Source organism: Bacillus sp. A01H (assembly GCF_045277205.1).
In the GTDB taxonomy this organism is placed as follows: domain Bacteria; phylum Bacillota; class Bacilli; order Bacillales; family Bacillaceae_G; genus Bacillus_A; species Bacillus_A paranthracis.
This window is the reverse complement of the sequence record NZ_CP117702.1, coordinates 832,501-854,888: the sequence shown is the minus strand read 5'-3', so window position 1 is coordinate 854,888 and position 22,388 is coordinate 832,501. Positions and strand designations below refer to the sequence as shown.

Here is a 22,388-nt window from a genome sequence, read left to right as displayed (position 1 = left end):
CCGTTAGATTGAGGTAGCACTGTTACTATTTCAGTAGTTTCTGTAATTCTAAATTTAACTTTAAGACGTTTACGCGGGTCTCTCCAAATAAACCAAGTGCCGCACCTTCTGTTTGATCTTTAATCAATTGCTCTAGCGTTTCTTTCGGAATTTTCGTTAATTTTGAGATACGCTCTACCTGTACGGAAGCTGCCTTCGGACTAATATCAGGATCAAGCCCTGAACCTGAATTTGTCACTAAATCGATTGGTACTTCTGTAACTGGAACGCTCGGATTTTGTTTCTTCCACTCTTCAATACTTTTCTCTACTCGTTTCTCTAAATCTGGATTAGACGGTGCATAGTTATTTGAACCAGACGCTTCTGCTTTATATTCAATACTAGAAACACGCCCATGAAAATAACGTGGATCTGTGAAATTTTGACCGATTAATTTAGAACCAATCACTTCATTTTTATCATTATATATTAGACTTCCATCCGCATTATCCTTCATTACTGCTTGTGCAATACCAGTAATAATAAGCGGATATACAAGTCCACACAACACTAAAAATGTAAAAGTAATCCGGATGATTGGTGATAGTATACTTTGTTTCTTCGCCATCTCTTTCCCCTCTTCCTTATATGAACAAGCCGACAATCATATCAATTACTTTAATTCCAATGAACGGTACAATCACTCCACCAAGCCCATAAATAAGTAGGTTTCGGCCCAGTAGTGCATTCGAACTCATCGGTTTATATGCGATACCTTTCATCGCCAATGGAATGAGTAATGGAATAATAACTGCATTAAATAGTAATGCTGATAAAATCGCTGACAGTGGTGATGTTAGTTTCATAATGTTCAATGCTTCCATTTGCGGAATCGCAAGTGTAAACATTGCTGGAATGATTGCAAAATATTTTGCGATATCATTTGCAATACTAAATGTCGTTAACGCACCGCGTGTCATTAACAATTGCTTACCGATTCCTACTACCTCAATAATCTTCGTTGGATTCGAATCTAAATCAATCATATTCGCTGCTTCTTTCGCAGCTGTCGTACCACTATTCATCGCCAATCCAACGTCAGCCTGCGCTAATGCCGGTGCATCATTTGTACCATCACCTGTCATCGCTACAAGTTTCCCTTTATCCTGCTCTGCTTTAATAACTGCAATTTTATCTTCTGGTTTGCACTCAGCAACAAACTCATCTACTCCTGCTTCTTTTGCAATGGTTGCTGCTGTTAATGGGTTATCCCCTGTACACATAACCGTTTTAATCCCCATTTGACGTAACTGTTCAAAACGTTCACGCATACCAGGTTTTACTGTATCTTTTAAATAGATTAAACCGTAAATACGATTATTCACTGCAACTACAAGTGGTGTTCCACCCTCTTTTGAAATGAAATCTGCTTTTTGATTTACATCTTTCGGAATTGTTCCACCTTGTGACTGAACCCATTCAATCACGCTACCGACAGCACCTTTTCTCACTTTCGTTCCGTCCTGTAAATCAACACCACTCATTCTCGTTTCTGCTTTAAATGGAACAAACTCACCTTGTTCCGCAAGTTCTCTATTATATGATATAGATTTCGCTTGCACATACTCGATAACAGATCGACCTTCTGGTGTTTCATCTAAAACTGAGCTAATCGCAGCCCACTTTCCAACTTGCTCAATCGTTTCATTTCCTACAGGTAATAATGTATGAGCCATTCGGTTCCCAAAAGTAATCGTACCCGTTTTATCTAAAATAATTGTATTAATATCGCCCGCAGCTTCTACTGCTTTACCCGACATTGCTAACACATTAAACTTTGTCACACGGTCCATCCCGGCAATACCAATCGCTGATAATAATCCACCAATTGTCGTTGGAATTAAACAAACTAACAATGCTACAAGTACAGCTGTATCAATTTGAAACCCTAAATAATTTGTGAAAATCGGCAGCGTCACAACAACGATTAAGAAAATAAGCGTTAAACTCGTTAATACTGTATTTAAAGCAATTTCATTCGGTGTTTTTTGACGAGCAGCCCCTTCTACTAAAGAGATCATTTTATCAATAAATGATTCACCAGGATTACTCGTAATGATAATCGTAATCTCATCACTTACAACCATCGTACCGCCTGTTACGGAACAAAAATCACCGCCAGCTTCTTTTATTACAGGAGCTGATTCCCCTGTAATCGCAGATTCATCAACAGATGCTAATCCTTTTATGACTTCCCCATCACTTGGAATCATTTCTCCTTGTTTTACAATAACAACATCACCTTTTCTTAGATCCGTTGCTGAAACTTGAACAATGTTCCCATTTTCTTTTACAACATTGGCAAACACATCTTTCTTCGACTGTTTTAAAGAATCGGCTTGCGCTTTCCCCCGTCCTTCCGCTAATGCTTCTGCAAAATTAGCAAATAAAACTGTAAATAAGAGAATGAAAGAAACTGTTATATTAAACCATCCTGGTACACTACTAGAATGACTTGGAAGAAACGATAAAATGAACGTAATGATAAATCCAATTTCTACAACAAACATAATCGGATTCTTTATCATGACTTTTGGATTCAATTTCGCAAAGGATTGTTTCATCGCATTTGTTACGATATCACGATCCATCGTTTTCGCTTGTCTAACTTCATCTTCTACAACATGCATTTGTGACTCATTTACTCTTTTTTCTTTTACTACTACCGGTCTCATCATTTACCCTCCATTACTTCAATGTAAGAAATTCTGCAATTGGACCGAGTACCAACATTGGGAAGAATGTTAATGCACCGACAATTACAATTGTTCCGATGAAAATGCCGCCAAATAAACTATTATCCGTACGGAACGTTCCGACTGTTTCTGGCACAACCGTCTTCTCTTTCAATGAAGCTGCAACAGCTAGCATCGTAATTAAACTGAAATAGCGTCCTAAAAACATAACTAAACCAGTTGTAATATTCCAAAACGGTGTATTATCTGCTAACCCTTCAAATCCAGATCCGTTATTCGCAGCTGATGACGTATACTCATAAACAACTTGTGTTAAACCGTGGAAGCCCGAGTTAGAAATCGCTTCTGTTCCTAAATGTGTAGAAAGAGCTAATGCCGAAAATCCTAAAATGAGCAATGGATGAAATAGTATCGTTACCGCAATTAATTTCATTTCCTTACCTTCAATTTTCTTACCTAAAAACTCTGGTGTCCGTCCGACCATTAATCCAGATATAAAGACTGCGATAATCGCATACATAATAATGTTCACAAAGCCTGCTCCAACGCCGCCGTATACTGTATTTAACATCATATTTACGAGCGGGACTAGACCGCCAATTGGTGTTAACGTATCATGCATCGTATTCACCGCTCCGGTTTCAGCAGCTGTCGTTACTGTTGCGTATAGTGAAGAAAATACTGTTCCGAACCTTACTTCTTTTCCTTCTGTACTTCCTTGTACATGTTCAATACCCATTTCATTTAGTGCTGGATTCCCGTTTAGTTCAGATGTCGTAATTGTTATAAACCCTAGTAAAAACACCATGAATAGTGAAACGAAAAGGATGCGACCTTGTTTTTTATTTCCTACCATTCGTCCGTACGTAAATGGAAGTGCTGTTGGCAATAACATCATAAGCATCATTTGCAAAATATTACTCATTTGCCCTGGATTTTCGAAAGGATGTGTAGAGTTAGCTCCGAAAAATCCACCGCCGTTATTTCCAAGTTCCTTAATGGACACGAATGATGCAAGTGGCCCGCGTAAAATACTTTGTTTCGCGCCATCAATCGTTTGCGCCGTAACTGCCCCGTCTAACGTTTGTGGTACACCAAGTGCGACAAAGACTAGTGCCGCCATAAATGCGATAGGAAGAAACACTCTCGTTAATGCTCTCGTAAAATCAACGAAAAAGTTACCGAGTTCTTTTCCAGCAAGCCCTCTTATAAATGCCATAACGAGCGCTAACGTCGTTGCCGGTGCTGCAAACATTAAGAATGTAATTCCGATTAATTGTGATAAATAAGATAAACCATTTTCACCGCTATAATGCTGTAAGTTCGTATCAGCCATAAAACTAATTGCTGTATTAAAAGCGAGCGTAGGCTCCATTCCTTCAATGTGTGCTGGATTTAATGGCAATACTCCTTGTAGTCTGAAAATGAAATATACGACAACAATCATAAATCCATTTAATAAAACTAATGATAATGCGTACTGTTTCCACGTTTGATTGTATGCTTTTACACCCGTAATTTTAAAAATAAATTTTTCAAAAGGCCCGAATACTTTATCTAGCTTTTTACTACCTTGAAAGGCTTTCTCTAAATAAATTCCCGTTGGCTTTGCCACAAGAATAAACAATAGCATTGTAATAACGACTGCAACCCAGATCATAATGAATAACTCCCCCTAATTAAAACTTTTCCGGATTTAATAATGCATACACTAAGTACACCGTAATTGCTGCAACAATAACTGATAAAACAATCATCATGATTGCTTCCCTTCTTTCACAACTTTATCTGACCAACTTGCAAGGCTTATCATCGATGCAACTAACACAACAAAAATCCCGATCATTACAACATCTAACATGGCTATTCCTCATTTCTAATTGTTAAAATTTACCATTAAAATATTAAAAAAGAACACTGAGCTCTACTCAGTGTTCAAAAAATGAACAACAAAAAGTAAACCTCCTCTCTAAACGCTTACGAGGTTAGCTGTCGGATTCGGGCCTAAAGAGTAGCCCTACTTTCAAAACTGAAAGATTCACCCCAAGTGACGATGCACAAAATTGGTTCCCCCGCTCCATTTCTGGAACTCAGCGATTTTAGGTTTTTTTGGAAATTTTATGAATGATTTATGAGAGTAAATATACTCCTCTATTTTTCACTTGTAAAGAGCTAAATTACTGAAAATAAGAAAATATCCATCTATTTAAACGCTTACATTAAGTGTTATTAATATTTTTTCATCTGTTTTCTCGTCTTTTCTTTCTTTTTCACATAAATGATCTTTTAAATACGAAATAAAAAGAGCGAATGACATGAAGTGCATAGCTTGTTGCACTTAGCATTCGCTCTTTTTTATTCACTATTTATTCTCCTCGTAAAAAAGTACGTAAATTTCTCCCGCGAATATAAACTTGTGACAATTCTGCATGTAGTTGCTCATATTCGATCACATCTGTTTTTAAGTATAAAGCGTCTTTCGATGGCAATATGATATAAGGCCTTGGAAAAATAGGATCGAGCACCACCAATTCTTGAACTCGCTCTATCGATACCGCCCAACGATTCGCTATATCTCCTAGTAACAACACCTTCATCTTCTTCTCCCCCGCCCTATTCAAAAAATAAAAAAGAAATATTATCACAATTCGTAAACATGACAAATGTAGCTCCAATTGTTTCATAGAGCCTCGCTGGGTATCGTTTATTCCTTGTAACAACAGTAATAGGTGCTTGAAAAGAAAAGCGAATGTGTTCTGTAAAGAAGCTAATAATTGGAAGCTCATCTCCTAGTAAAATCACCTTCTTAATACACTCACAAACACTAGCAAAATCCTGCTCCTTACTACAGCTATACGTCCAATCAAACCCACAATTCCTCACTTCAGCCGCTATCTCTTCATTTGCGGTAAAAATAATTAACTCATGTTGAAACGCTACTAAATCTATTAAACTATTTACCTTGCTTTCTTCTCCAACACAAATAAGTGTTAGTTCCATATACCTCATCCTCCTTAGCATAAAAGAACTCAAACATAGATTGATATTCCCCTATACTAATCAGATCGATGAAGTGATGTATCCATCATGGCACCGTCCTCTCTCAAGACGCTTACGAAGTTAGCTGTCGGATTCGGACTTTGAGAGTAGCCCTAATTTCAAAATTGAAAGATTCACCCCTAGTGACACTGCACAAATTGGTTCCTCCGCTCCATATAATTGGACTCAGCGTATTACAAAAAATATATTCTGGCTGATATATTACTCTTGTATCTAGAAAAAGTAAACAGAAAAAAAAGCCAGTTATACAACTGACTTTTGTCTACTTATACATGTGCTTTATTCAATTTATATGCAAAATGATTCGTCGGTCCATGACCACTTCCAATATGTAGCGGCTCTTCAATTGCTATACTAATAAATTGTTTTGCTTCTTGAACTGCCTCTTCAATTGAGTATCCTTTCGCAAGTCCAGCTGTAACCGCTGAAGCAAATGTACACCCGCTTCCATGCGTTTGCTTTGAAGGAATTCGTTCACTTCTAAATTCAATAAACTTTTCTCCATCAAAAAGTAAATCAATTACTTCATTACCTTGATATTCTGCATGTCCGCCCTTCATAAGTACATATTTCGCCCCTAATTCATGCAATACTTTTGCAGCCTCTTTACTATCTTCAACGTTATGAATTTCTAGCCCCGTTAACACTTCTGCCTCAGGAACATTCGGCGTTACAACTGTTGCTACTGGCAATAAATATTCTTTTAACGCTTGTACTGCTTCTTGCTGTAATAATGATGCACCGCCCTTAGCAATCATAACAGGATCTAGTACAATATTATTCCAGCCAAATTTATTAATATGTTCTGCTACAATTTGAATAATTTCGCTGCTAAATAACATTCCTAATTTCACAGCATCTGGTGTTAAATCCGTACCAATTGAATTCAACTGTTCCGTAATACCTTCTAACGAAACTGGATATACCCCTTGAACGCCAAGCGTGTTTTGAGCAGTAATTGCCGTAATAGCCGTCATCCCATACACACCAAGCTCTTGGAATGTTTTTAAATCTGCTTGAATGCCGGCACCGCCACCGCTATCAGATCCTGCAATTGTTAAAGCTTTATTTACTTTCATCCCACTCATCCTTTTCTATCCAAAATAACGATGATAAACTGTTTTTGCTTCACTTATATCTTTCGTTCCATGTACAAGTACACGACCATCTTTAAAAGCAACTAATCTCTTTTCTTCCACAGAAAATGATAATAAATATGGATTTACATTTAAATCATTTACACGATCATGCAGCAGCTCTTTGTATCGTTCAAAATCCATTTCCTCTTTATGAGGTGGTCTAATTTGAACTGTATTTCTCCCGCATAACACTGCTGTTTTCGATGTATTTTCTTTGTTTAAATAAGGATATAATGCATTCTCTCCGCACGAAGGGCAATTATGTTTACGAAGCTTTTGCACATTCATACATGAATATTCATTCTTCCATACATCAAACGATACAAGTCCATCTCGAAGTGATTCGTAATCTTCCACTAACAGTTTAAGAGCTTCCGTTACTTGATGAGAAACGACGAGAGATACAGCAGGTGATATAATCCCCGCTGTATCACATGTCGATCCGCCAAGCGGAATCGATTGTAATAAACAAGATAAACATGGCGTTTTACTAGGAAGGATTGTGTAAGAAAGACCATAACTTCCTACACATGCTCCGTAAATCCATGGAATAGCATATTTTTGTGCCATATCATTCACAATGAAACGCGTTTCGAAATTATCAGTTGCATCAATCATTACATTAACGTTTGTAACGAGTTCTTCTAACTCCTCAGCTGTTACATCTTGAACGAGCGCTTCTACTCTTACTTCACTATTAATCTCTTCTAGACGCTTCTTCGCTGCTACAGCTTTCGGAAGATTATTTTTCACATCACTCTCTGCATACAATTGCTGCCTTTGTAAATTACTCCAATCGACATAATCCCGGTCAACAATCGTTACTGTACCAACACCAGCTCTTACAAACATTTCTGCATTTGCACTACCTAGTGCGCCTGCACCGATAATAAGCACATGCTTTTCCCTTATCTTTTGCTGTCCTTCTTCTCCAATTGGAGAAAATAGTTCTTGGCGAGAATATCGATTATTCAACTACGCTCATTCCTTCTAAAGGACTACTTGCCGTTGCACAACGTTTACGTGCAATACGACCTGCTTCAAAGCCTAAACGGCCTGCCTCAATACTTAATTTCATTGCTTGTGCCATTTTAATAGGATCTTTTGCTCCTGATACAGCTGTATTTAATAACACACCATCTGCTCCTAATTCCATCGCAAATGCCGCATCAGCCGGGCTACCGATACCAGCATCAACGATAACTGGTACTGTCGCTTGTTCAATAATAAAGCTCAAATTCAATGGATTTACAATACCAAGTCCTGATCCAATTGGAGATGCTCCTGGCATAATCGCATGCACGCCAAGTTCTTGTAATTTACGTGCTAATACAACATCATCAGATGTGTACGGAAGTACGATAAATCCTTCTTCTAGTAACATTTCAGATGCCTTTAACGTCTCTACCGGATCAGGTAATAACGTTCTATCATCACCAATAACTTCTACCTTTATCATGTCGCAAAGCCCTGAAGCTTTTGCTAATTTTGCAATACGAACAGCTTCTTCAGCATTTTTTGCTCCGGCTGTATTCGGTAATAACGTATATTTTTTTACATCAAGTCTCTCTAATAAATTAGGCTGCTTTGCATCAAATATATCCATACGACGTACTGCGAACGTTAAAATTTCTGCCTCAGATACATCAATTGCCTTTTGCTGCACATCAAAATCAGGGAATTTTCCTGTTCCTAATAAAAGTCTAGAATGAAATGAAAATGGTCCAATGTTTAACATAATCAACCGCCTCCTACGAAAGTTACAATCTCAATTTGGTCTCCATCAAAAACAGATGTATCTGTATGATCATCTTTTTGTAAAATATCTTTATTACGCTCTACTACAACAATTCTGTTATCTAACTCTAAATGTGTAAGTAGCTCAGCTACTGTTTTCACACTCTCTGGCACTTCAATTTGATTACCATTAATTTTTAAATTCAAACTTCCATCCCCTTTCTAAACTGTTTTAGAAAGCAATGAATCTAGCAAGTGATTCTCCTGCTTTCCTTCTATTAAATCAGCCATATATTGACCAGAAACAGGACTTAATAAAATGCCGTTTCGATAATGGCCTGTGCAAGCATATAAACCTTTTATTTCTTCATGCTCTCCCATATAAGGAGCTTCATGATTCGACTGTGGTCTTAATCCTGCCCATGCGCTTTCCCATTCCGCTTCTTTTAATGCTGGCAATATTGTATACGCGCGCTCTAATATAGAAGTAATACTCTCTGGTTGCACAGTTTTATTGAATGTACGGGGCTTCATCGTTGCTCCAATTACGTAACGTCCGCCACGCTTTGGTGCAATGTAAAATCTTTCTTGGAAAATAGGCGCCTTTAAAAGTGGTTTTCTACTTCTGACCGCTACTACTTCTCCTTTAACTGGATATGTACCCCATTCGCGGTGAAAATAACCTAGTAACTTCGTGCTCCATGAGCCACCCGCAATAACAACTTTTTCGCAAGCGATCATACCTTCGCTTGTCACAATTCCAGTCACTTTCTTATTTTCAATACGGATATCAAATACTTCTGTTTGCTCATATATATCAGCACCCGAGAATGATGCGGAATGTGCGAATGCTTTCGTAAGCTCTGGTGCAATAACATGACCATCTTTCGGATAATATACAGCCCCTATAATTGACTCAGATAGATACGGCTCTTTCTCTCGCAAACGATCTCCCGCTAGGAAATAAGAATCTTCACCGGTTTTCTGCTGCCAATCCATAATGTGAAGAATTCTTTCCTTCTCATCTTCATTTTGAGCAATGCGATAAATGCCTTTCTCTTCATACCCAATATCGATGCCTGTTTTTTCGCGTAAAACTTCTGCAAGTTGTGGAAATATAGCACGGCTTTCTCTCGCAAGTTCAAATAGCGGGTCATATTCATCCCATTCTGCCTGTACCCCAAGTAAACCAGCGGCTGCTTTCGAGGCTTCAGATGCAATCTGTTGCTTCTCTACAATCGCTACTTTATGGCCTCTTTCTGCTAGAAAATGTGCAACTGAACTACCAATTACACCACCGCCAATTATCGCTACATCATACTTCTTACACATGTTTTTCCGCCCACTTTCTTATTGATTCCTTATAAGATTTCGCTTTGCTATACGGGTTACTACTACTTATAATCCCAGACATAACAGCAATACCACTGACGCCGTTAGTAAGAACATCTCCAGTGTTTTCCGGAGTGATTCCTCCAATTGCTGTAATCGGTATGGATAAACACCTTGCAATGTCTGAAATTTCTTCAAGCCCTCTCGCTGGCACACCTTTTTTACAATCTGTCGGAAATACATGACCATAGACGAGTGAATCCGCGCCATTCTTAAATGCATCAATCGCCTCTTCTAAAGAATGCACAGAATAACCGACATGCAAATAAGAAAACTTTTCTTTCACTGACCTTACATCTGCGCTTCGATATCCTAGCTGCACGCGCGGAATATTTAATAAAATAGCAATATCAATTCGATCATTTATCACTATTTTCGATGCTGGAAAGCCCTTCTTCAAAAGACTTTCCACACCTTCATACAATTCCTTCGTACTTTTCTCACGCTCACGAATATGCAAATAATCAATTTCACTTTCAATTTGCATCGCTACATTCACTAACTCTTCGAATGACATGTGACCATTTGAGATTACATGAAGCTCATTTTTCATATTCATTCGCCTACTTTAAAATGTTTTCGAATAACTCATCGGCCGGAACGATTTCTTTCGTCATTCCTTTATCTTTCAACCATTTATTTTGTTTCTCCCATGACTCTTTTGAATCTGATAAAAATGGCTCATCTTTCGTTTCCATCTTCTCTAATAAAATTTTCATACTTTCCTTTTCAACTTCTGGCACAAGTGGGAAGTTTTCTTTTTCTTGATGATTTAATAAAATATTCAATGCTTCATCTGGGTTTTTCTTCATAAAATCATAGCCTTTTTTCGTACCACGCAAGAAAGCTTGCAAAGCTTCTTTATCTTTTTTCAATGTTTTATCACCTGTTACAAATACGAGCTCATGATAATTCGGTACACCATAATCTGCTGGATTAAAGTATGCTGGTTCATGACCTTCATGACGCATAACAGGTACTTCGTGGTTAATATATGCTCCTGTTACCGCATCCACTTTTTTCGTAATTAATGCTGGTACTAAATCAAAACCAACATCGACTACTTTCACTGTATCTGGATTACCACCAGCTTCTTTTACCATCGTTTTTAAATACATCTCACTTAAAGGTGTTCCAGAATACCCAACTGTTTTACCCTCTAAATCTTTTGGCGATTGAATGCCTGCAGACTTCAGCGATACAACATGATTTAATGGTGAACGTACGACAGCTCCAATTGATTTCACTGGAATTTGTTCATTTGCTTTTGCCATGACAACATCTGGCTGATAATATAAGCCAACTGTTACTTTTCCTGCAGCTGCTAACGTTAATGGGTCAGTCGGATTAGAAGGGAATTTAATATTTACCTTTACTCCTTCTTCTTTAAAGTAACCTTTTTCAATTGCCGCATAAATAAAGCTATGTACCGCATTTGGGTACCAATCAAGCATGACCGTTATTTCTTTTTCTTTTTTACTCTTATCCGATGCTGAATTACTAGAACATCCAGCAACTATTGCAATTAATAATGTAAACACAAAGATGCGTTTAAAAAATTTCATGAATGCTTCCTCCAACTAATGAATTTCTTTTCTAATACCGAAATAAGTATGACGAAGAAAATAGCTAATAATGATAACAATACAACGGGTGCAAATACACCTGCCCCGTCTAATTGCGTCATCATTCTCTTACTGAAATATCCTAGCCCCGCTTGTGCACCTAGCCATTCACCAATTGCCGCCCCAATTACACTAAGCGGTACTGCAATTTTTAAAGCTGAGAAAAAATAAGGAAGAGCAGACGGCAATTTTAATTTAAAAAAAACATCTTTTTTCGTTGCCCCATACGTAACTAAAAGCTCTTCCCATTCTTTTTTCGTACTGCGCAGTCCATCATACGTATTAACCGCAATTGGGAAAAACGTAATTAAAACCGTAACAACAACCTTACTCCAGATCGTATATCCAAACCATAAAACGAAAAGCGGAGCAAGCGCTGTAATAGGAATCGTTTGTGAGGCAACTAATAATGGATAAAATGCTCTCTCCATCCAATCACTCGCATTCATTAACATCGCTAGCCCTACCCCAAGTACGATAGAAATAGCCACCCCTATTAAAACGACATATAATGTTGCTGGCAAATGAACCGTAAATAATATGTCTTTTAGTTTCCATATCTTCATTACAATTGCAGACGGTGACGGTAAAATGTACATTTCATCTACAATTCTTGCGCCTACTTCCCAAAGAGCAAGTAAAATACTAGAAAGTGTAAGAGCAGGTAATAGCTCCTTCAACCGGTTCATCATACGAGTACCTGCCTTTGCAACATACTAAGAAGCTCATCTTTCAGCGCTAATACTTCCGGTTTATATAAATCTTTTCTTGTCCGATTATGATCAAGCGGTACAATCCTCTCGGTTAAAGTAGTTATCGGTTGCTGCTCTACCACTAAAATTCGATTAGAAAGAAACAATGCTTCTTCCACATCATGAGTGATAAATAAAATTGTTTTTTTCCACTCTTTCCATTGTTCAAACAACCATTCCTGCAAAGATGCCTTCGTTAAAGCATCCAACGCGCTAAACGGTTCATCTAAGAGCAATATCTCTCCGCCTGTTAATAAAGTTCGAATGAAAGATACGCGTTGCCTCATACCACCAGATAAATCTTTTGGATATTTTGTCTCATATCCCTGTAAACCAAATTTCTGTAACAGTTCCTTTGCCTTTATTTGTGCTTCTTTCTTCTGTACACCTTGGCACTCTAGCGGCAGGGCCGCATTCTCAATAATCGTTCTCCATGGCAGGAGCATATCTTTTTGGGGCATATACCCTACAGGATGGCTCTTTGTTTCTGTTAGTTCTATCTGTCCCGTACTCGCTTCTTCTAAACCTGTAATAAGGCGAAATAAAGTACTTTTCCCGCATCCACTCGGTCCGATAATGCTTACAAACTCTTTATCTTGTATAGAAGCATTTAATTCATTAATGATTGGCTTCTCATCATAATGAAAAGAAACATTATGAAACTGTAGTATGTTCTTGCTCCTCAAATCCCCACATCTCCTTACGATAGGACATATCCCAGAATAAATATTCAAATCGACTGGAATATAGGAAAATCTCCTCTAATCGGTCTAGCTCTTTTTCAGACTTTCCAACTGCCATTTCATTTAATAAATCGATTAACCAAATACAGAGGTTGCCGTACTCTTCAGAACTATATCCTTGAATCCACTCACCAAAAAATTCATGGTCCCTTGCTCCAGGAATATCATTTAAACGCTTTCCAATTTCCCAGTAGCTCCACATACACGGAAGAAGTGCTGCTATTAATTCTGCAAGTGTGCCATTTTGAGATACAGACATCATGTAATTTGTATAAGCTAAATTTTTAGCAGATGGCTTTGCAGACTCTATCTCCTCTATAGAAATTCCAAGTCTTTTTGCATACTGTTTATGAATTGTCATTTCTCCATTTAATATCCCATCAATTTGTTCAGCAAATTTCCCCATAACTTGTGGATTTGTTGCCTTTACAACACCGATCGCATATAACTTTGCATAATCTAACAAGTATAAATAATCTTGAATAATATAATACTGAAACTTATCTTTTTCTAACGTACCATCCCCCATACCTACAACAAATGGATGATTATGACTCATCTCCCAAACTGGTTGTACAGTTTCTAATAATCTATCGCAAAATTTCATTTCTCTATCCCCTTTCAATTTATATATCTAAATAAAAAACCACTTCTAAATAAGAAGTGGTTACAGCAAATAAAATTATAATTTATTCGTTGCTCCACTTCCCTTCGCTAGTATTATCTAGATCAGGTCTGTAAGGGTTAAGGATTATTCCTCTCTCAGCACAACAAGCACCCCTAGTGGTTTCAATATGAAATTTTCAAATAAAAAAGCCCCGTTTCTATACGCAAAGAAACGGGGACTCATTATTAGTGTCCGAATTGCTTCCCTACGCTAGCATAATCTAGATCAGGTAATAAAAAGGATCAAAGACTTAAGGTCTTACTCTCAGCTGGCAACACCAGCTCTCCTAGCAAACTATAAAATTATCACTGTCAGTATAACACCGTAATAAGACATCATCAACTGTTTTAATTTTCCCAATTGTCAACAAAATAACAAAACCATATAATACTTATATTCTATCTTAGAAATTATTATCCTAATGAATTGGATAAAAAGGAATCATTATCCTCGAAAAATTTATTTTTATATTGATTTCATATTACATTTATGTGAATACACCCACTATATTATATCTTTATACTATAATAAAATTACAACTATACAACTAGAGGAGGTCTCTATTATATGAATATGAAAGCTACTGCTTTAACAGCAACTACTGTCGCAATTGCTTCTTTACTTCCTTCTATGGGAGAAACAAATGTACAAACAGCCAACGCTGAACAATTATCTAATGTGAAAACTGGATATGTCAAAGTCGATCAAGTAGCCTTACATACAAAAGATAACACAAATAGCTCAGCAATTGATACAATTCGCTTTAATACGAAAGTGAATATACTTGAAACAACTAATGACTGGTATAAAGTATCTGTTGATAATAAAGTAGGTTATGTACAAAAAGATTCTATTCTACTAAAAAACAAACTTCAATCTAATAATCAATATATCGTCAATGCCAATGCATTAAACGTTCGTTCTGAACCTGATTTAGAATCTTCAATTTTAGATGTATTACCAAATGGAAAATTCGTTACCATTCAAGAAGAACAAGGCGAGTGGTATAAAATTTTACATAATGGCAAAACAGGTTACGTACAAAAAGCATTCGTATCTAATGGTTCACAGCCTTTAGTAAAAGGCATCACAGTTCAAAATAATACGAAATACACAGTTGCAACACCTAAGCTTAATGTACGTAGCAACGCTAGTACAAGTAGCGCACTACTTGGTTCATTGCAAAATGGTACACAATTACAAGTAGTGGAAACTGTAGGAACTTGGTATAAAATTCGTTTTGGCACAGGATACGGATATGTGGCAAAGCATTATGTGGTGCAAAATCAAACGCAATCACAAGCTCAAACGACTCAACCTACTTCCATTCCAGCAGTTTTCAAATTCCCTACTCAAGGAAGAATTAGCTCAACCTTTGATATACGCTGGGAACAAATGCATTATGGTATAGATATTGCAGCTCAGGGTAATGTCTCTATCCAGGCTGCTGCGGCAGGTAAAGTCGTGAAATCATATTATTCAGCTAGCTATGGCAATGTTGTGTTCATCGCCCATCAAATAAACGGGAAATTATATACAACAGTCTATGCTCACATGAAAGATCGCACTGTACAAGCTGGTGATCAAGTACAAGCTGGACAATTAGTAGGTCATATGGGAAACACAGGTCATTCATACGGGCAACATCTTCATTTTGAATTACACAATGGAGAATGGAATTTTGAAAAAACAAATGCAGTAAACCCACTGCCATATTTAGTTAGGTAAATTGTATGCCACGCAATATCAATATACCTCTCTTAATTGAATACTTAGCCTTTTTAGGCTTAATCTGTTGCTTAGTAATTTATAATACAAATACTGTATTTTTATCTATTATCATTGCTTTTGTTGCTTTAGAAATTATGATGGAAGCTTTTCAAGTTCAACTAAAACAAAAAATTGCCCATATTTATAATGCCATTTTTCTATTAAGTGCTTTAATAACAAATATTATTAGTAATGGTTTTTATTTATCTACCGTATTTCCCGTATTTTTTATGGCTGTTTTATTATTCATAGCTAGATACATTCATGTCCCTAATAACAAAAAACACGAACAAGAAGCTTAGAAAGAGGAGACACTGTGTACCAATCTTTCAAAGATAATCCGATAAAATATATATTGAATTTATACAAAAAAACAAATACTTTTTTTGGTATACAAGGAAGCTATACGGCACAATTTCTCCTTTATGGAATGTTATTTCTCGTCTTAATTACATTCTCCTTGCTTTACTAATAAAAAAAGGATCTCACAATTGAGATCCTTTTTAATTTATATAGAAAGTGCCCTTTATCCACAAGCATATTTTTCATAAATAAAGCTAAGATTATATTTTTTCTCTAAGCTCATTCTTTGTTCATCATCACACCAATAGAACAGAATATCATGAATCGTTGCATAACGCTTATTTTTAAGAAACAGTTTAAAGAAAGATGGTAAACAGTCATGTAATTGTATAAATATATAATTGCGTAATATTTCTTCTTTATATTTAATGCCCTTACAAATATACAATAATTCTTCACAATAATATGCATGTTGTGGAACTTGGATCATTTCAAAAAATGGCACATATGATAATAACTTTCCAATAAAATGATCATATCGATCCATTATCCCTATCGTCATATGCTCCATCATATCTTTCATTACATATAAATAATCATCTACATGAGTAGTCTTGAGTGGGTCTAATCGATCTGAAATTTGAGAAAGTACAGCTCTTTGGCAAGCTAACACCGCTTGACTAGGTCCATAATATGATAGAAAGTCTGTACACTTACGATACTTTCGTAATAAATCATATGTATATAAGTCATAAACAAAAGTATTACAATACATCGCTAAACTCATCATATCACTATTTAATTGCTCTTTTGATAGTGACTTAGCTCTCTTACACATATAAAAAAATGTAAATTCTAATACTTCTTTATGGGATAATAAATGTTTACAGTCTGTTATACATTTCTCATTAAATTTAACTCTATCCCAAATTTCTACATCTCCATCAGTTAATTCACCAATACGATATTTAATTATTAAATAGTTTAAAGCAACCGCCTGCGTCAAAAGATCCCACGTTTCATATTCCAATGAAGTATGAACAAACTCAGCTAGCCCTTGAGTTACCATAAAAGTATTCGCTTCTTCATACCAACCAATTTCTTGGCATAAGCGAAGAATACGTACTAAAGTTGGAATTTCGTCTTTATGAAATTGCGGTAAATTCTTTGCTTTATTCATTCCATATACGATAAATGCCGCTAAATTTTCTTCTTTATAAAATTCTTTTTCTTTCCACACTAATATAGTTCGTTCTTTCCCTTCACCTTTTGGATGACAAGGTACAAGCAAAGAAAATAATTCAGCGAAATTATTTGGTTCTATATATGTATCTGTAACCAAATTCCAATTTGGATCGCGCTGTACAGCCTTCATATAATTCCCCTTCCCTTTTATCTACATAGGAAATATTAATCCATTATCACATCATTAACAATAAATATTGTTATATTCGAAATCAATCATAATACTTATATCTATCAGTATATCATTTTTTCTCTTATTTATAATTAGGAATGACAAATTTAAATAAACTGTCGAAATTACTAACTGTATACTTATTATATAATGGCTCAGATACATCATGCTAACATATTAGCTTAACCCTATATACTAGAATAATGTATCTGATTTTTATACGTAACGTATTACACTAATTAAAGTCTCACTTCATTCCGTATGCTCTGATATTTCACTTAAAGCAAATCCCGCTTGATCATCTGCCGATTCTTTTATAGCTAAATCTCCTAGTGCTAACATCCCAACGAGTTGACCACTCTCAACTACTGGCAATCGTCTAATTTGATACTGTGCCATTAACTCTGTAGCCTTTTCAATAGGATCATCTGGAGAAACTGAAACAATGTTTTTTGTCATTACATTTGTAATTTTATTAGATCCAGGATGTTTTTCAGCAATCCCTCGAACAACTAAATCTCGGTCCGTAACAAGACCAACAACTTGTTCATTTTCAACAACCGGGATCAATCCAATCGATTCTTCTTTCATCTTTACAGCAGCTTCATATACATTGTCTAACGGTGTACACTGTACAATATGAGTGCTCATCAAGTCTCTCACTCGTGTCATTTGTATCTCCTCCTTTTTATACATACCATAGCTTTTCCTAAATCCCTTTATTTATTTCAGGAAAATCAGTTGATAAAGGAGAATGAACGCACAATAAAAAAGAGTCAGCATATTGCTGACTCTTTTTTTATGACCCGTACGGGATTCGAACCCGTGTTACCGCCGTGAAAGGGCGGTGTCTTAACCACTTGACCAACGGGCCATGGCTCCGCAGGTAGGACTCGAACCTACGACCGATCGGTTAACAGCCGATAGCTCTACCACTGAGCTACTGCGGAATAATATATGGTGGGCCTAAATGGACTCGAACCATCGACCTCACGCTTATCAGGCGTGCGCTCTAACCAGCTGAGCTATAGGCCCATATACTTTACAGGGGCAGTAGGAATCGAACCCACACTGGAGGTTTTGGAGACCTCAGTTCTACCTTTAAACTATGCCCCTAAAGGATGCCGACTAGAGGACTTGAACCCCCAACCTACTGATTACAAGTCAGTTGCTCTACCAATTGAGCTAAGTCGGCATAAAAAAATGGTGGCTCGGGACGGAATCGAACCGCCGACACGAGGATTTTCAGTCCTCTGCTCTACCGACTGAGCTACCGAGCCAAACATAAATGGCGGTCCCGACCGGGGTCGAACCGGCGATCTCCTGCGTGACAGGCAGGCATGTTAACCACTACACCACGGGACCATTTGGTTGCGGGGACAGGATTTGAACCTGCGACCTTCGGGTTATGAGCCCGACGAGCTACCGTGCTGCTCCACCCCGCGATGATAAAATATTTACTTTATAAAAAATGGAGGAGGTAGAGGGATTCGAACCCCCGCGCGACTCTCGCCGCCTGTCGGTTTTCAAGACCGATCCCTTCAGCCGAACTTGGGTATACCTCCATGAAGGAAAAAATATTTTATTATTTATGTCTAAACCATTTTAAAAGAAAATGGAGGAGGTAGAGGGATTCGAACCCCCGCGCGATTCTCACCGCCTGTCGGTTTTCAAGACCGATCCCTTCAGCCGAACTTGGGTATACCTCCGAGACATATAATAAATAAAGTGGAGCCTAGCGGGATCGAACCGCTGACCTCCTGCGTGCAAGGCAGGCGCTCTCCCAGCTGAGCTAAGGCCCCATGTTTTTGGGAATATCGGGAAGACAGGATTTGAACCTGCGACCCCCTGGTCCCAAACCAGGTGCTCTACCAAGCTGAGCCACTTCCCGTTATTAAAAGCGCGCCCGAGAGGAGTCGAACCCCTAACCTCTTGATCCGTAGTCAAACGCTCTATCCAATTGAGCTACGGGCGCATATGGTGCCGAGGGCGGGGGTCGAACCCGCACGGTGGTCACCCACCGCAGGATTTTAAGTCCTGTGCGTCTGCCTGTTCCGCCACCCCGGCATGTCATATTGAAAATTGGAGCGGAAGACGGGATTCGAACCCGCGACCCCAACCTTGGCAAGGTTGTATTCTACCACTGAACTACTTCCGCAAGACATGTATGAGTTATTTTATTAAAAGTGCGGGTGAAGGGAGTCGAACCCCCACGCCAAAGGCGCTAGATCCTAAGTCTAGTGCGTCTGCCAATTCCGCCACACCCGCATATTTTGTTAAAATGGTGAGCCATGAAGGACTCGAACCTTCGACCCTCTGATTAAAAGTCAGATGCTCTACCAACTGAGCTAATGGCTCTTAATGGCTGGGCTAGCTGGATTCGAACCAGCGCATGACGGAGTCAAAGTCCGTTGCCTTACCGCTTGGCTATAGCCCATTAATTAAGAATGGTGGAGGGGGGCAGATTCGAACTGCCGAACCCGAAGGAGCGGATTTACAGTCCGCCGCGTTTAGCCACTTCGCTACCCCTCCGACATATATGGTGGAGGATGACGGGATCGAACCGCCGACCCCCTGCTTGTAAGGCAGGTGCTCTCCCAGCTGAGCTAATCCTCCATTTTGCCTGGCAACGTCCTACTCTCACAGGGACAAGGTCCCAACTACCATCGGCGCTAGAGAGCTTAACTTCCGTGTTCGGTATGGGAACGGGTGTGACCTCTCTGCCATCATTACCAGACTGTATTCATTTAAGACAAGAATCATTATAACTTATTTAACTTTAAAAGTCAACAAGTTTTTTATATTCTTTCAAAACTAGATAACATTGCTTCATATTATATGGTTAAGTCCTCGATCTATTAGTATTCGTCAGCTCCACATGTCACCATGCTTCCACCTCGAACCTATCAACCTGATCATCTTTCAGGGATCTTACTAGCTTACGCTATGGGAAATCTCATCTTGAGGGGGGCTTCATGCTTAGATGCTTTCAGCACTTATCCCTTCCGCACATAGCTACCCAGCTATGCCCTTGGCAGAACAACTGGTACACCAGCGGTGCGTCCATCCCGGTCCTCTCGTACTAAGGACAGCTCCTCTCAAATTTCCTACGCCCACGACGGATAGGGACCGAACTGTCTCACGACGTTCTGAACCCAGCTCGCGTACCGCTTTAATGGGCGAACAGCCCAACCCTTGGGACCGACTACAGCCCCAGGATGCGATGAGCCGACATCGAGGTGCCAAACCTCCCCGTCGATGTGGACTCTTGGGGGAGATAAGCCTGTTATCCCCGGGGTAGCTTTTATCCGTTGAGCGATGGCCCTTCCATGCGGAACCACCGGATCACTAAGCCCGACTTTCGTCCCTGCTCGACTTGTAGGTCTCGCAGTCAAGCTCCCTTATGCCTTTGCACTCTACGAATGATTTCCAACCATTCTGAGGGAACCTTTGGGCGCCTCCGTTACACTTTAGGAGGCGACCGCCCCAGTCAAACTGCCCACCTGACACTGTCTCCCGGGTCGATAAGACCCGTAGGTTAGAATTTCAATACAGTCAGGGCGGTATCCCACCAGCGCCTCCACCGAAGCTAGCGCTCCGGTTTCAAAGGCTCCCGCCTATCCTGTACAAACTGTACCAAAATTCAATATCAGGCTACAGTAAAGCTCCACGGGGTCTTTCCGTCCTGTCGCGGGTAACCTGCATCTTCACAGGTACTATAATTTCACCGAGTCTCTGGTTGAGACAGTGCCCAAATCGTTACACCTTTCGTGCGGGTCGGAACTTACCCGACAAGGAATTTCGCTACCTTAGGACCGTTATAGTTACGGCCGCCGTTTACTGGGGCTTCAGTTCAGAGCTTCGCTTACGCTAACCCCTCTCCTTAACCTTCCAGCACCGGGCAGGTGTCACCCCCTATACTTCGCCTTACGGCTTCGCAGAGAGCTGTGTTTTTGCTAAACAGTCGCTTGGGCCTATTCACTGCGGCTTTCCGTTAAGAAAGCACCCCTTCTCCCGAAGTTACGGGGTCATTTTGCCGAGTTCCTTAACCAGAGTTCTCTCGCACACCTTAGGATTCTCTCCTCGCCTACCTGTGTCGGTTTGCGGTACAGGCACCTTTTATCTCGCTAGAAGCTTTTCTTGGCAGCGGGGAATCAAAGACTTCGCTCCATAAGGAGCTTCCCCATCACAGCTCAGCCTTTACGATAAGCGGATTTGCCTACTTATCAGCCTAACTGCTTGGACGTGCACAACCAATCGCACGCTTCTTCTATCCTTCTGCGTCCCTCCATTGCTCAAACGATAAAGAGGTGGTACAGGAATATCAACCTGTTGTCCATCGCCTACGCCTGTCGGCCTCGGCTTAGGTCCTGACTAACCCTGAGCGGACGAGCCTTCCTCAGGAAACCTTAGGCATTCGGTGGACGGGATTCTCACCCGTCTTTCGCTACTCATACCGGCATTCTCACTTCTAAGCACTCCACCAGTCCTTCCGGTCTGACTTCACTGTCCTTAGAACGCTCCCCTACCACTGATACCATTCGGTATCAATCCGCAGCTTCGGTGGTGTATTTAGCCCCGGTACATTTTCGGCGCAGAGTCACTCGACTAGTGAGCTATTACGCACTCTTTAAATGGTGGCTGCTTCTAAGCCAACATCCTAGTTGTCTAAGCAACTCCACATCCTTTTCCACTTAATACACACTTTGGGACCTTAGCTGGCGGTCTGGGCTGTTTCCCTTTTGACTACGGATCTTATCACTCGCAGTCTGACTCCTAAGGATAAGTCATTGGCATTCGGAGTTTGACTGAATTCGGTAATCCGATGAGGACCCCTAGTCCAATCAGTGCTCTACCTCCAAGACTCTTACACTTAAGGCTAGCCCTAAAGCTATTTCGGGGAGAACCAGCTATCTCCAGGTTCGATTGGAATTTCTCCGCTACCCACACCTCATCCCCGCACTTTTCAACGTGCGTGGGTTCGGGCCTCCATTCAGTGTTACCTGAACTTCACCCTGGACATGGGTAGATCACCTGGTTTCGGGTCT

21 protein-coding genes, 20 tRNA genes, 2 rRNA genes and 4 riboswitches (1 of these 47 running past the window's edge) are annotated in these 22,388 nt (G+C 39.3%); of the genes, 2 read left to right on the top strand and 41 right to left on the bottom strand.

The window, feature by feature from the left end; all coding sequences use genetic code 11:
• Positions 1 to 25: 25 nt before the first annotated feature.
• From kdpC to tenA, 17 genes are all read right to left on the bottom strand, one after another.
• Positions 26 to 607 (bottom strand): K(+)-transporting ATPase subunit C, encoded by a 582-nt coding sequence (kdpC, locus tag PSR14_RS04575; protein WP_001085545.1) that lies wholly within the window; start codon positions 605 to 607, stop codon positions 26 to 28.
• Positions 608 to 623: 16 nt separating this feature from the next.
• Positions 624 to 2,714 carry a potassium-transporting ATPase subunit KdpB gene (kdpB, locus tag PSR14_RS04570; protein ID WP_001248035.1) on the bottom strand — a complete coding sequence of 697 codons (2,091 nt, stop codon included), beginning with the start codon at positions 2,712 to 2,714 and terminating at the stop codon, positions 624 to 626.
• 13 nt (positions 2,715 to 2,727) lie between these two features.
• Complete coding sequence (gene kdpA / locus PSR14_RS04565; protein ID WP_048558011.1) at positions 2,728 to 4,395, bottom strand: potassium-transporting ATPase subunit KdpA; 1,668 nt, start codon at positions 4,393 to 4,395, stop codon at positions 2,728 to 2,730.
• Positions 4,396 to 4,414: 19 nt separating this feature from the next.
• On the bottom strand, positions 4,415 to 4,492 hold the full coding sequence (gene kdpF, locus PSR14_RS04560; RefSeq protein WP_223153441.1) for a K(+)-transporting ATPase subunit F: 78 nt from the start codon (positions 4,490 to 4,492) through the stop codon (positions 4,415 to 4,417).
• Complete coding sequence (locus tag PSR14_RS04555; RefSeq protein ID WP_000887891.1) at positions 4,492 to 4,596, bottom strand: hypothetical protein; 105 nt, start codon at positions 4,594 to 4,596, stop codon at positions 4,492 to 4,494. Before PSR14_RS04555 ends, kdpF begins: the two co-directional genes overlap by 1 nt.
• Positions 4,597 to 4,695: 99 nt before the next feature.
• Positions 4,696 to 4,841, bottom strand: a riboswitch (cyclic di-AMP (ydaO/yuaA leader).
• Between the two features lie 260 nt (positions 4,842 to 5,101).
• The gene (locus PSR14_RS04550; RefSeq protein WP_048558010.1) at positions 5,102 to 5,332 is read right to left on the bottom strand and encodes a hypothetical protein; all 231 of its coding nucleotides are present in this window, start codon (positions 5,330 to 5,332) and stop codon (positions 5,102 to 5,104) included.
• Positions 5,333 to 5,348: 16 nt separating this feature from the next.
• Positions 5,349 to 5,735 (bottom strand): hypothetical protein, encoded by a 387-nt coding sequence (locus PSR14_RS04545; protein WP_048558009.1) that lies wholly within the window; start codon positions 5,733 to 5,735, stop codon positions 5,349 to 5,351.
• A 93-nt stretch (positions 5,736 to 5,828) separates the two neighbouring features.
• A riboswitch (cyclic di-AMP (ydaO/yuaA leader) is annotated at positions 5,829 to 5,976 on the bottom strand.
• 85 nt (positions 5,977 to 6,061) lie between these two features.
• Complete coding sequence (gene thiD / locus PSR14_RS04540; protein ID WP_000867406.1) at positions 6,062 to 6,874, bottom strand: bifunctional hydroxymethylpyrimidine kinase/phosphomethylpyrimidine kinase; 813 nt, start codon at positions 6,872 to 6,874, stop codon at positions 6,062 to 6,064.
• 15 nt (positions 6,875 to 6,889) lie between these two features.
• Positions 6,890 to 7,909, bottom strand: a complete 1,020-nt coding sequence (gene thiF / locus PSR14_RS04535; RefSeq protein ID WP_098487574.1) for a thiazole biosynthesis adenylyltransferase ThiF — start codon at positions 7,907 to 7,909, stop codon at positions 6,890 to 6,892.
• Positions 7,902 to 8,672, bottom strand: a complete 771-nt coding sequence (thiG, locus tag PSR14_RS04530; RefSeq protein WP_000931988.1) for a thiazole synthase — start codon at positions 8,670 to 8,672, stop codon at positions 7,902 to 7,904. Before thiG ends, thiF begins: the two co-directional genes overlap by 8 nt.
• Before the next feature lie 2 nt (positions 8,673 to 8,674).
• Entirely contained in the window at positions 8,675 to 8,878 is a 204-nt protein-coding gene (gene thiS / locus PSR14_RS04525) for a sulfur carrier protein ThiS (RefSeq protein ID WP_001049505.1), read from the bottom strand.
• Between the two features lie 15 nt (positions 8,879 to 8,893).
• Positions 8,894 to 10,003 (bottom strand): glycine oxidase ThiO, encoded by a 1,110-nt coding sequence (gene thiO / locus PSR14_RS04520; RefSeq protein ID WP_098487573.1) that lies wholly within the window; start codon positions 10,001 to 10,003, stop codon positions 8,894 to 8,896.
• On the bottom strand, positions 9,996 to 10,616 hold the full coding sequence (gene tenI, locus PSR14_RS04515) for a thiazole tautomerase TenI (RefSeq protein WP_000787181.1): 621 nt from the start codon (positions 10,614 to 10,616) through the stop codon (positions 9,996 to 9,998). The genes thiO and tenI overlap by 8 nt, the downstream gene beginning before the upstream one ends.
• A gap of 10 nt (positions 10,617 to 10,626) precedes the next feature.
• On the bottom strand, positions 10,627 to 11,628 hold the full coding sequence (locus tag PSR14_RS04510; protein ID WP_000667763.1) for an ABC transporter substrate-binding protein: 1,002 nt from the start codon (positions 11,626 to 11,628) through the stop codon (positions 10,627 to 10,629).
• Positions 11,625 to 12,377, bottom strand: a complete 753-nt coding sequence (locus tag PSR14_RS04505) for an ABC transporter permease (RefSeq protein ID WP_098487576.1) — start codon at positions 12,375 to 12,377, stop codon at positions 11,625 to 11,627. Before PSR14_RS04505 ends, PSR14_RS04510 begins: the two co-directional genes overlap by 4 nt.
• Positions 12,377 to 13,126 (bottom strand): ABC transporter ATP-binding protein, encoded by a 750-nt coding sequence (locus tag PSR14_RS04500; protein WP_001256816.1) that lies wholly within the window; start codon positions 13,124 to 13,126, stop codon positions 12,377 to 12,379. Before PSR14_RS04500 ends, PSR14_RS04505 begins: the two co-directional genes overlap by 1 nt.
• Entirely contained in the window at positions 13,095 to 13,790 is a 696-nt protein-coding gene (gene tenA, locus PSR14_RS04495) for a thiaminase II (RefSeq protein WP_000666826.1), read from the bottom strand. The genes PSR14_RS04500 and tenA overlap by 32 nt, the downstream gene beginning before the upstream one ends.
• An 82-nt stretch (positions 13,791 to 13,872) precedes the next feature.
• Positions 13,873 to 13,975, bottom strand: a riboswitch (TPP riboswitch).
• A 60-nt stretch (positions 13,976 to 14,035) separates the two neighbouring features.
• Positions 14,036 to 14,148: riboswitch (TPP riboswitch) on the bottom strand.
• A gap of 269 nt (positions 14,149 to 14,417) precedes the next feature.
• On the opposite strand from tenA, the gene PSR14_RS04490 reads away from it, so the two are divergent.
• On the top strand, positions 14,418 to 15,578 hold the full coding sequence (locus PSR14_RS04490) for an SH3 domain-containing protein (protein ID WP_001056065.1): 1,161 nt from the start codon (positions 14,418 to 14,420) through the stop codon (positions 15,576 to 15,578).
• Between the two features lie 5 nt (positions 15,579 to 15,583).
• Positions 15,584 to 15,922, top strand: a complete 339-nt coding sequence (locus PSR14_RS04485) for a hypothetical protein (RefSeq protein WP_001137811.1) — start codon at positions 15,584 to 15,586, stop codon at positions 15,920 to 15,922.
• 224 nt (positions 15,923 to 16,146) lie between these two features.
• On the opposite strand, the gene PSR14_RS04480 is transcribed toward PSR14_RS04485, so the two are convergent.
• From PSR14_RS04480 to PSR14_RS04365, 24 genes are all read right to left on the bottom strand, one after another.
• Entirely contained in the window at positions 16,147 to 17,298 is a 1,152-nt protein-coding gene (locus tag PSR14_RS04480; protein ID WP_000648924.1) for a DUF3965 domain-containing protein, read from the bottom strand.
• A gap of 294 nt (positions 17,299 to 17,592) precedes the next feature.
• Positions 17,593 to 18,012 (bottom strand): CBS domain-containing protein, encoded by a 420-nt coding sequence (locus PSR14_RS04475; RefSeq protein WP_000199015.1) that lies wholly within the window; start codon positions 18,010 to 18,012, stop codon positions 17,593 to 17,595.
• Between the two features lie 130 nt (positions 18,013 to 18,142).
• Positions 18,143 to 18,214, bottom strand: a tRNA-Glu gene (locus tag PSR14_RS04470).
• A 1-nt stretch (position 18,215) separates the two neighbouring features.
• Positions 18,216 to 18,290 (bottom strand) — tRNA-Asn (locus PSR14_RS04465).
• Positions 18,291 to 18,298: 8 nt separating this feature from the next.
• Positions 18,299 to 18,375: transfer RNA gene (locus PSR14_RS04460), tRNA-Ile, on the bottom strand.
• A gap of 10 nt (positions 18,376 to 18,385) precedes the next feature.
• Positions 18,386 to 18,456 (bottom strand) — tRNA-Trp (locus PSR14_RS04455).
• Positions 18,457 to 18,462: 6 nt separating this feature from the next.
• A tRNA-Thr gene (locus tag PSR14_RS04450) sits at positions 18,463 to 18,535 on the bottom strand.
• Between the two features lie 9 nt (positions 18,536 to 18,544).
• Positions 18,545 to 18,620, bottom strand: a tRNA-Phe gene (locus tag PSR14_RS04445).
• Positions 18,621 to 18,629: 9 nt separating this feature from the next.
• Positions 18,630 to 18,705: transfer RNA gene (locus PSR14_RS04440), tRNA-Asp, on the bottom strand.
• Between the two features lie 3 nt (positions 18,706 to 18,708).
• A tRNA-Met gene (locus PSR14_RS04435) sits at positions 18,709 to 18,785 on the bottom strand.
• A 27-nt stretch (positions 18,786 to 18,812) separates the two neighbouring features.
• A tRNA-Ser gene (locus PSR14_RS04430) sits at positions 18,813 to 18,905 on the bottom strand.
• 51 nt (positions 18,906 to 18,956) lie between these two features.
• A tRNA-Ser gene (locus PSR14_RS04425) sits at positions 18,957 to 19,049 on the bottom strand.
• A gap of 20 nt (positions 19,050 to 19,069) precedes the next feature.
• Positions 19,070 to 19,142, bottom strand: a tRNA-Ala gene (locus PSR14_RS04420).
• A gap of 15 nt (positions 19,143 to 19,157) precedes the next feature.
• Positions 19,158 to 19,231: transfer RNA gene (locus PSR14_RS04415), tRNA-Pro, on the bottom strand.
• Between the two features lie 10 nt (positions 19,232 to 19,241).
• Positions 19,242 to 19,315: transfer RNA gene (locus PSR14_RS04410), tRNA-Arg, on the bottom strand.
• 3 nt (positions 19,316 to 19,318) lie between these two features.
• Positions 19,319 to 19,407 (bottom strand) — tRNA-Leu (locus PSR14_RS04405).
• 16 nt (positions 19,408 to 19,423) lie between these two features.
• Positions 19,424 to 19,498, bottom strand: a tRNA-Gly gene (locus tag PSR14_RS04400).
• Between the two features lie 29 nt (positions 19,499 to 19,527).
• A tRNA-Leu gene (locus tag PSR14_RS04395) sits at positions 19,528 to 19,608 on the bottom strand.
• Positions 19,609 to 19,622: 14 nt separating this feature from the next.
• Positions 19,623 to 19,698, bottom strand: a tRNA-Lys gene (locus tag PSR14_RS04390).
• 4 nt (positions 19,699 to 19,702) lie between these two features.
• Positions 19,703 to 19,777: transfer RNA gene (locus PSR14_RS04385), tRNA-Gln, on the bottom strand.
• A gap of 11 nt (positions 19,778 to 19,788) precedes the next feature.
• Positions 19,789 to 19,872: transfer RNA gene (locus tag PSR14_RS04380), tRNA-Tyr, on the bottom strand.
• Between the two features lie 8 nt (positions 19,873 to 19,880).
• Positions 19,881 to 19,956: transfer RNA gene (locus tag PSR14_RS04375), tRNA-Val, on the bottom strand.
• Between the two features lie 5 nt (positions 19,957 to 19,961).
• Positions 19,962 to 20,077: ribosomal RNA gene (rrf, locus tag PSR14_RS04370) — 5S ribosomal RNA — on the bottom strand.
• 101 nt (positions 20,078 to 20,178) lie between these two features.
• Positions 20,179 to 22,388: ribosomal RNA gene (locus PSR14_RS04365) — 23S ribosomal RNA — on the bottom strand; it runs 713 nt beyond the window's last position.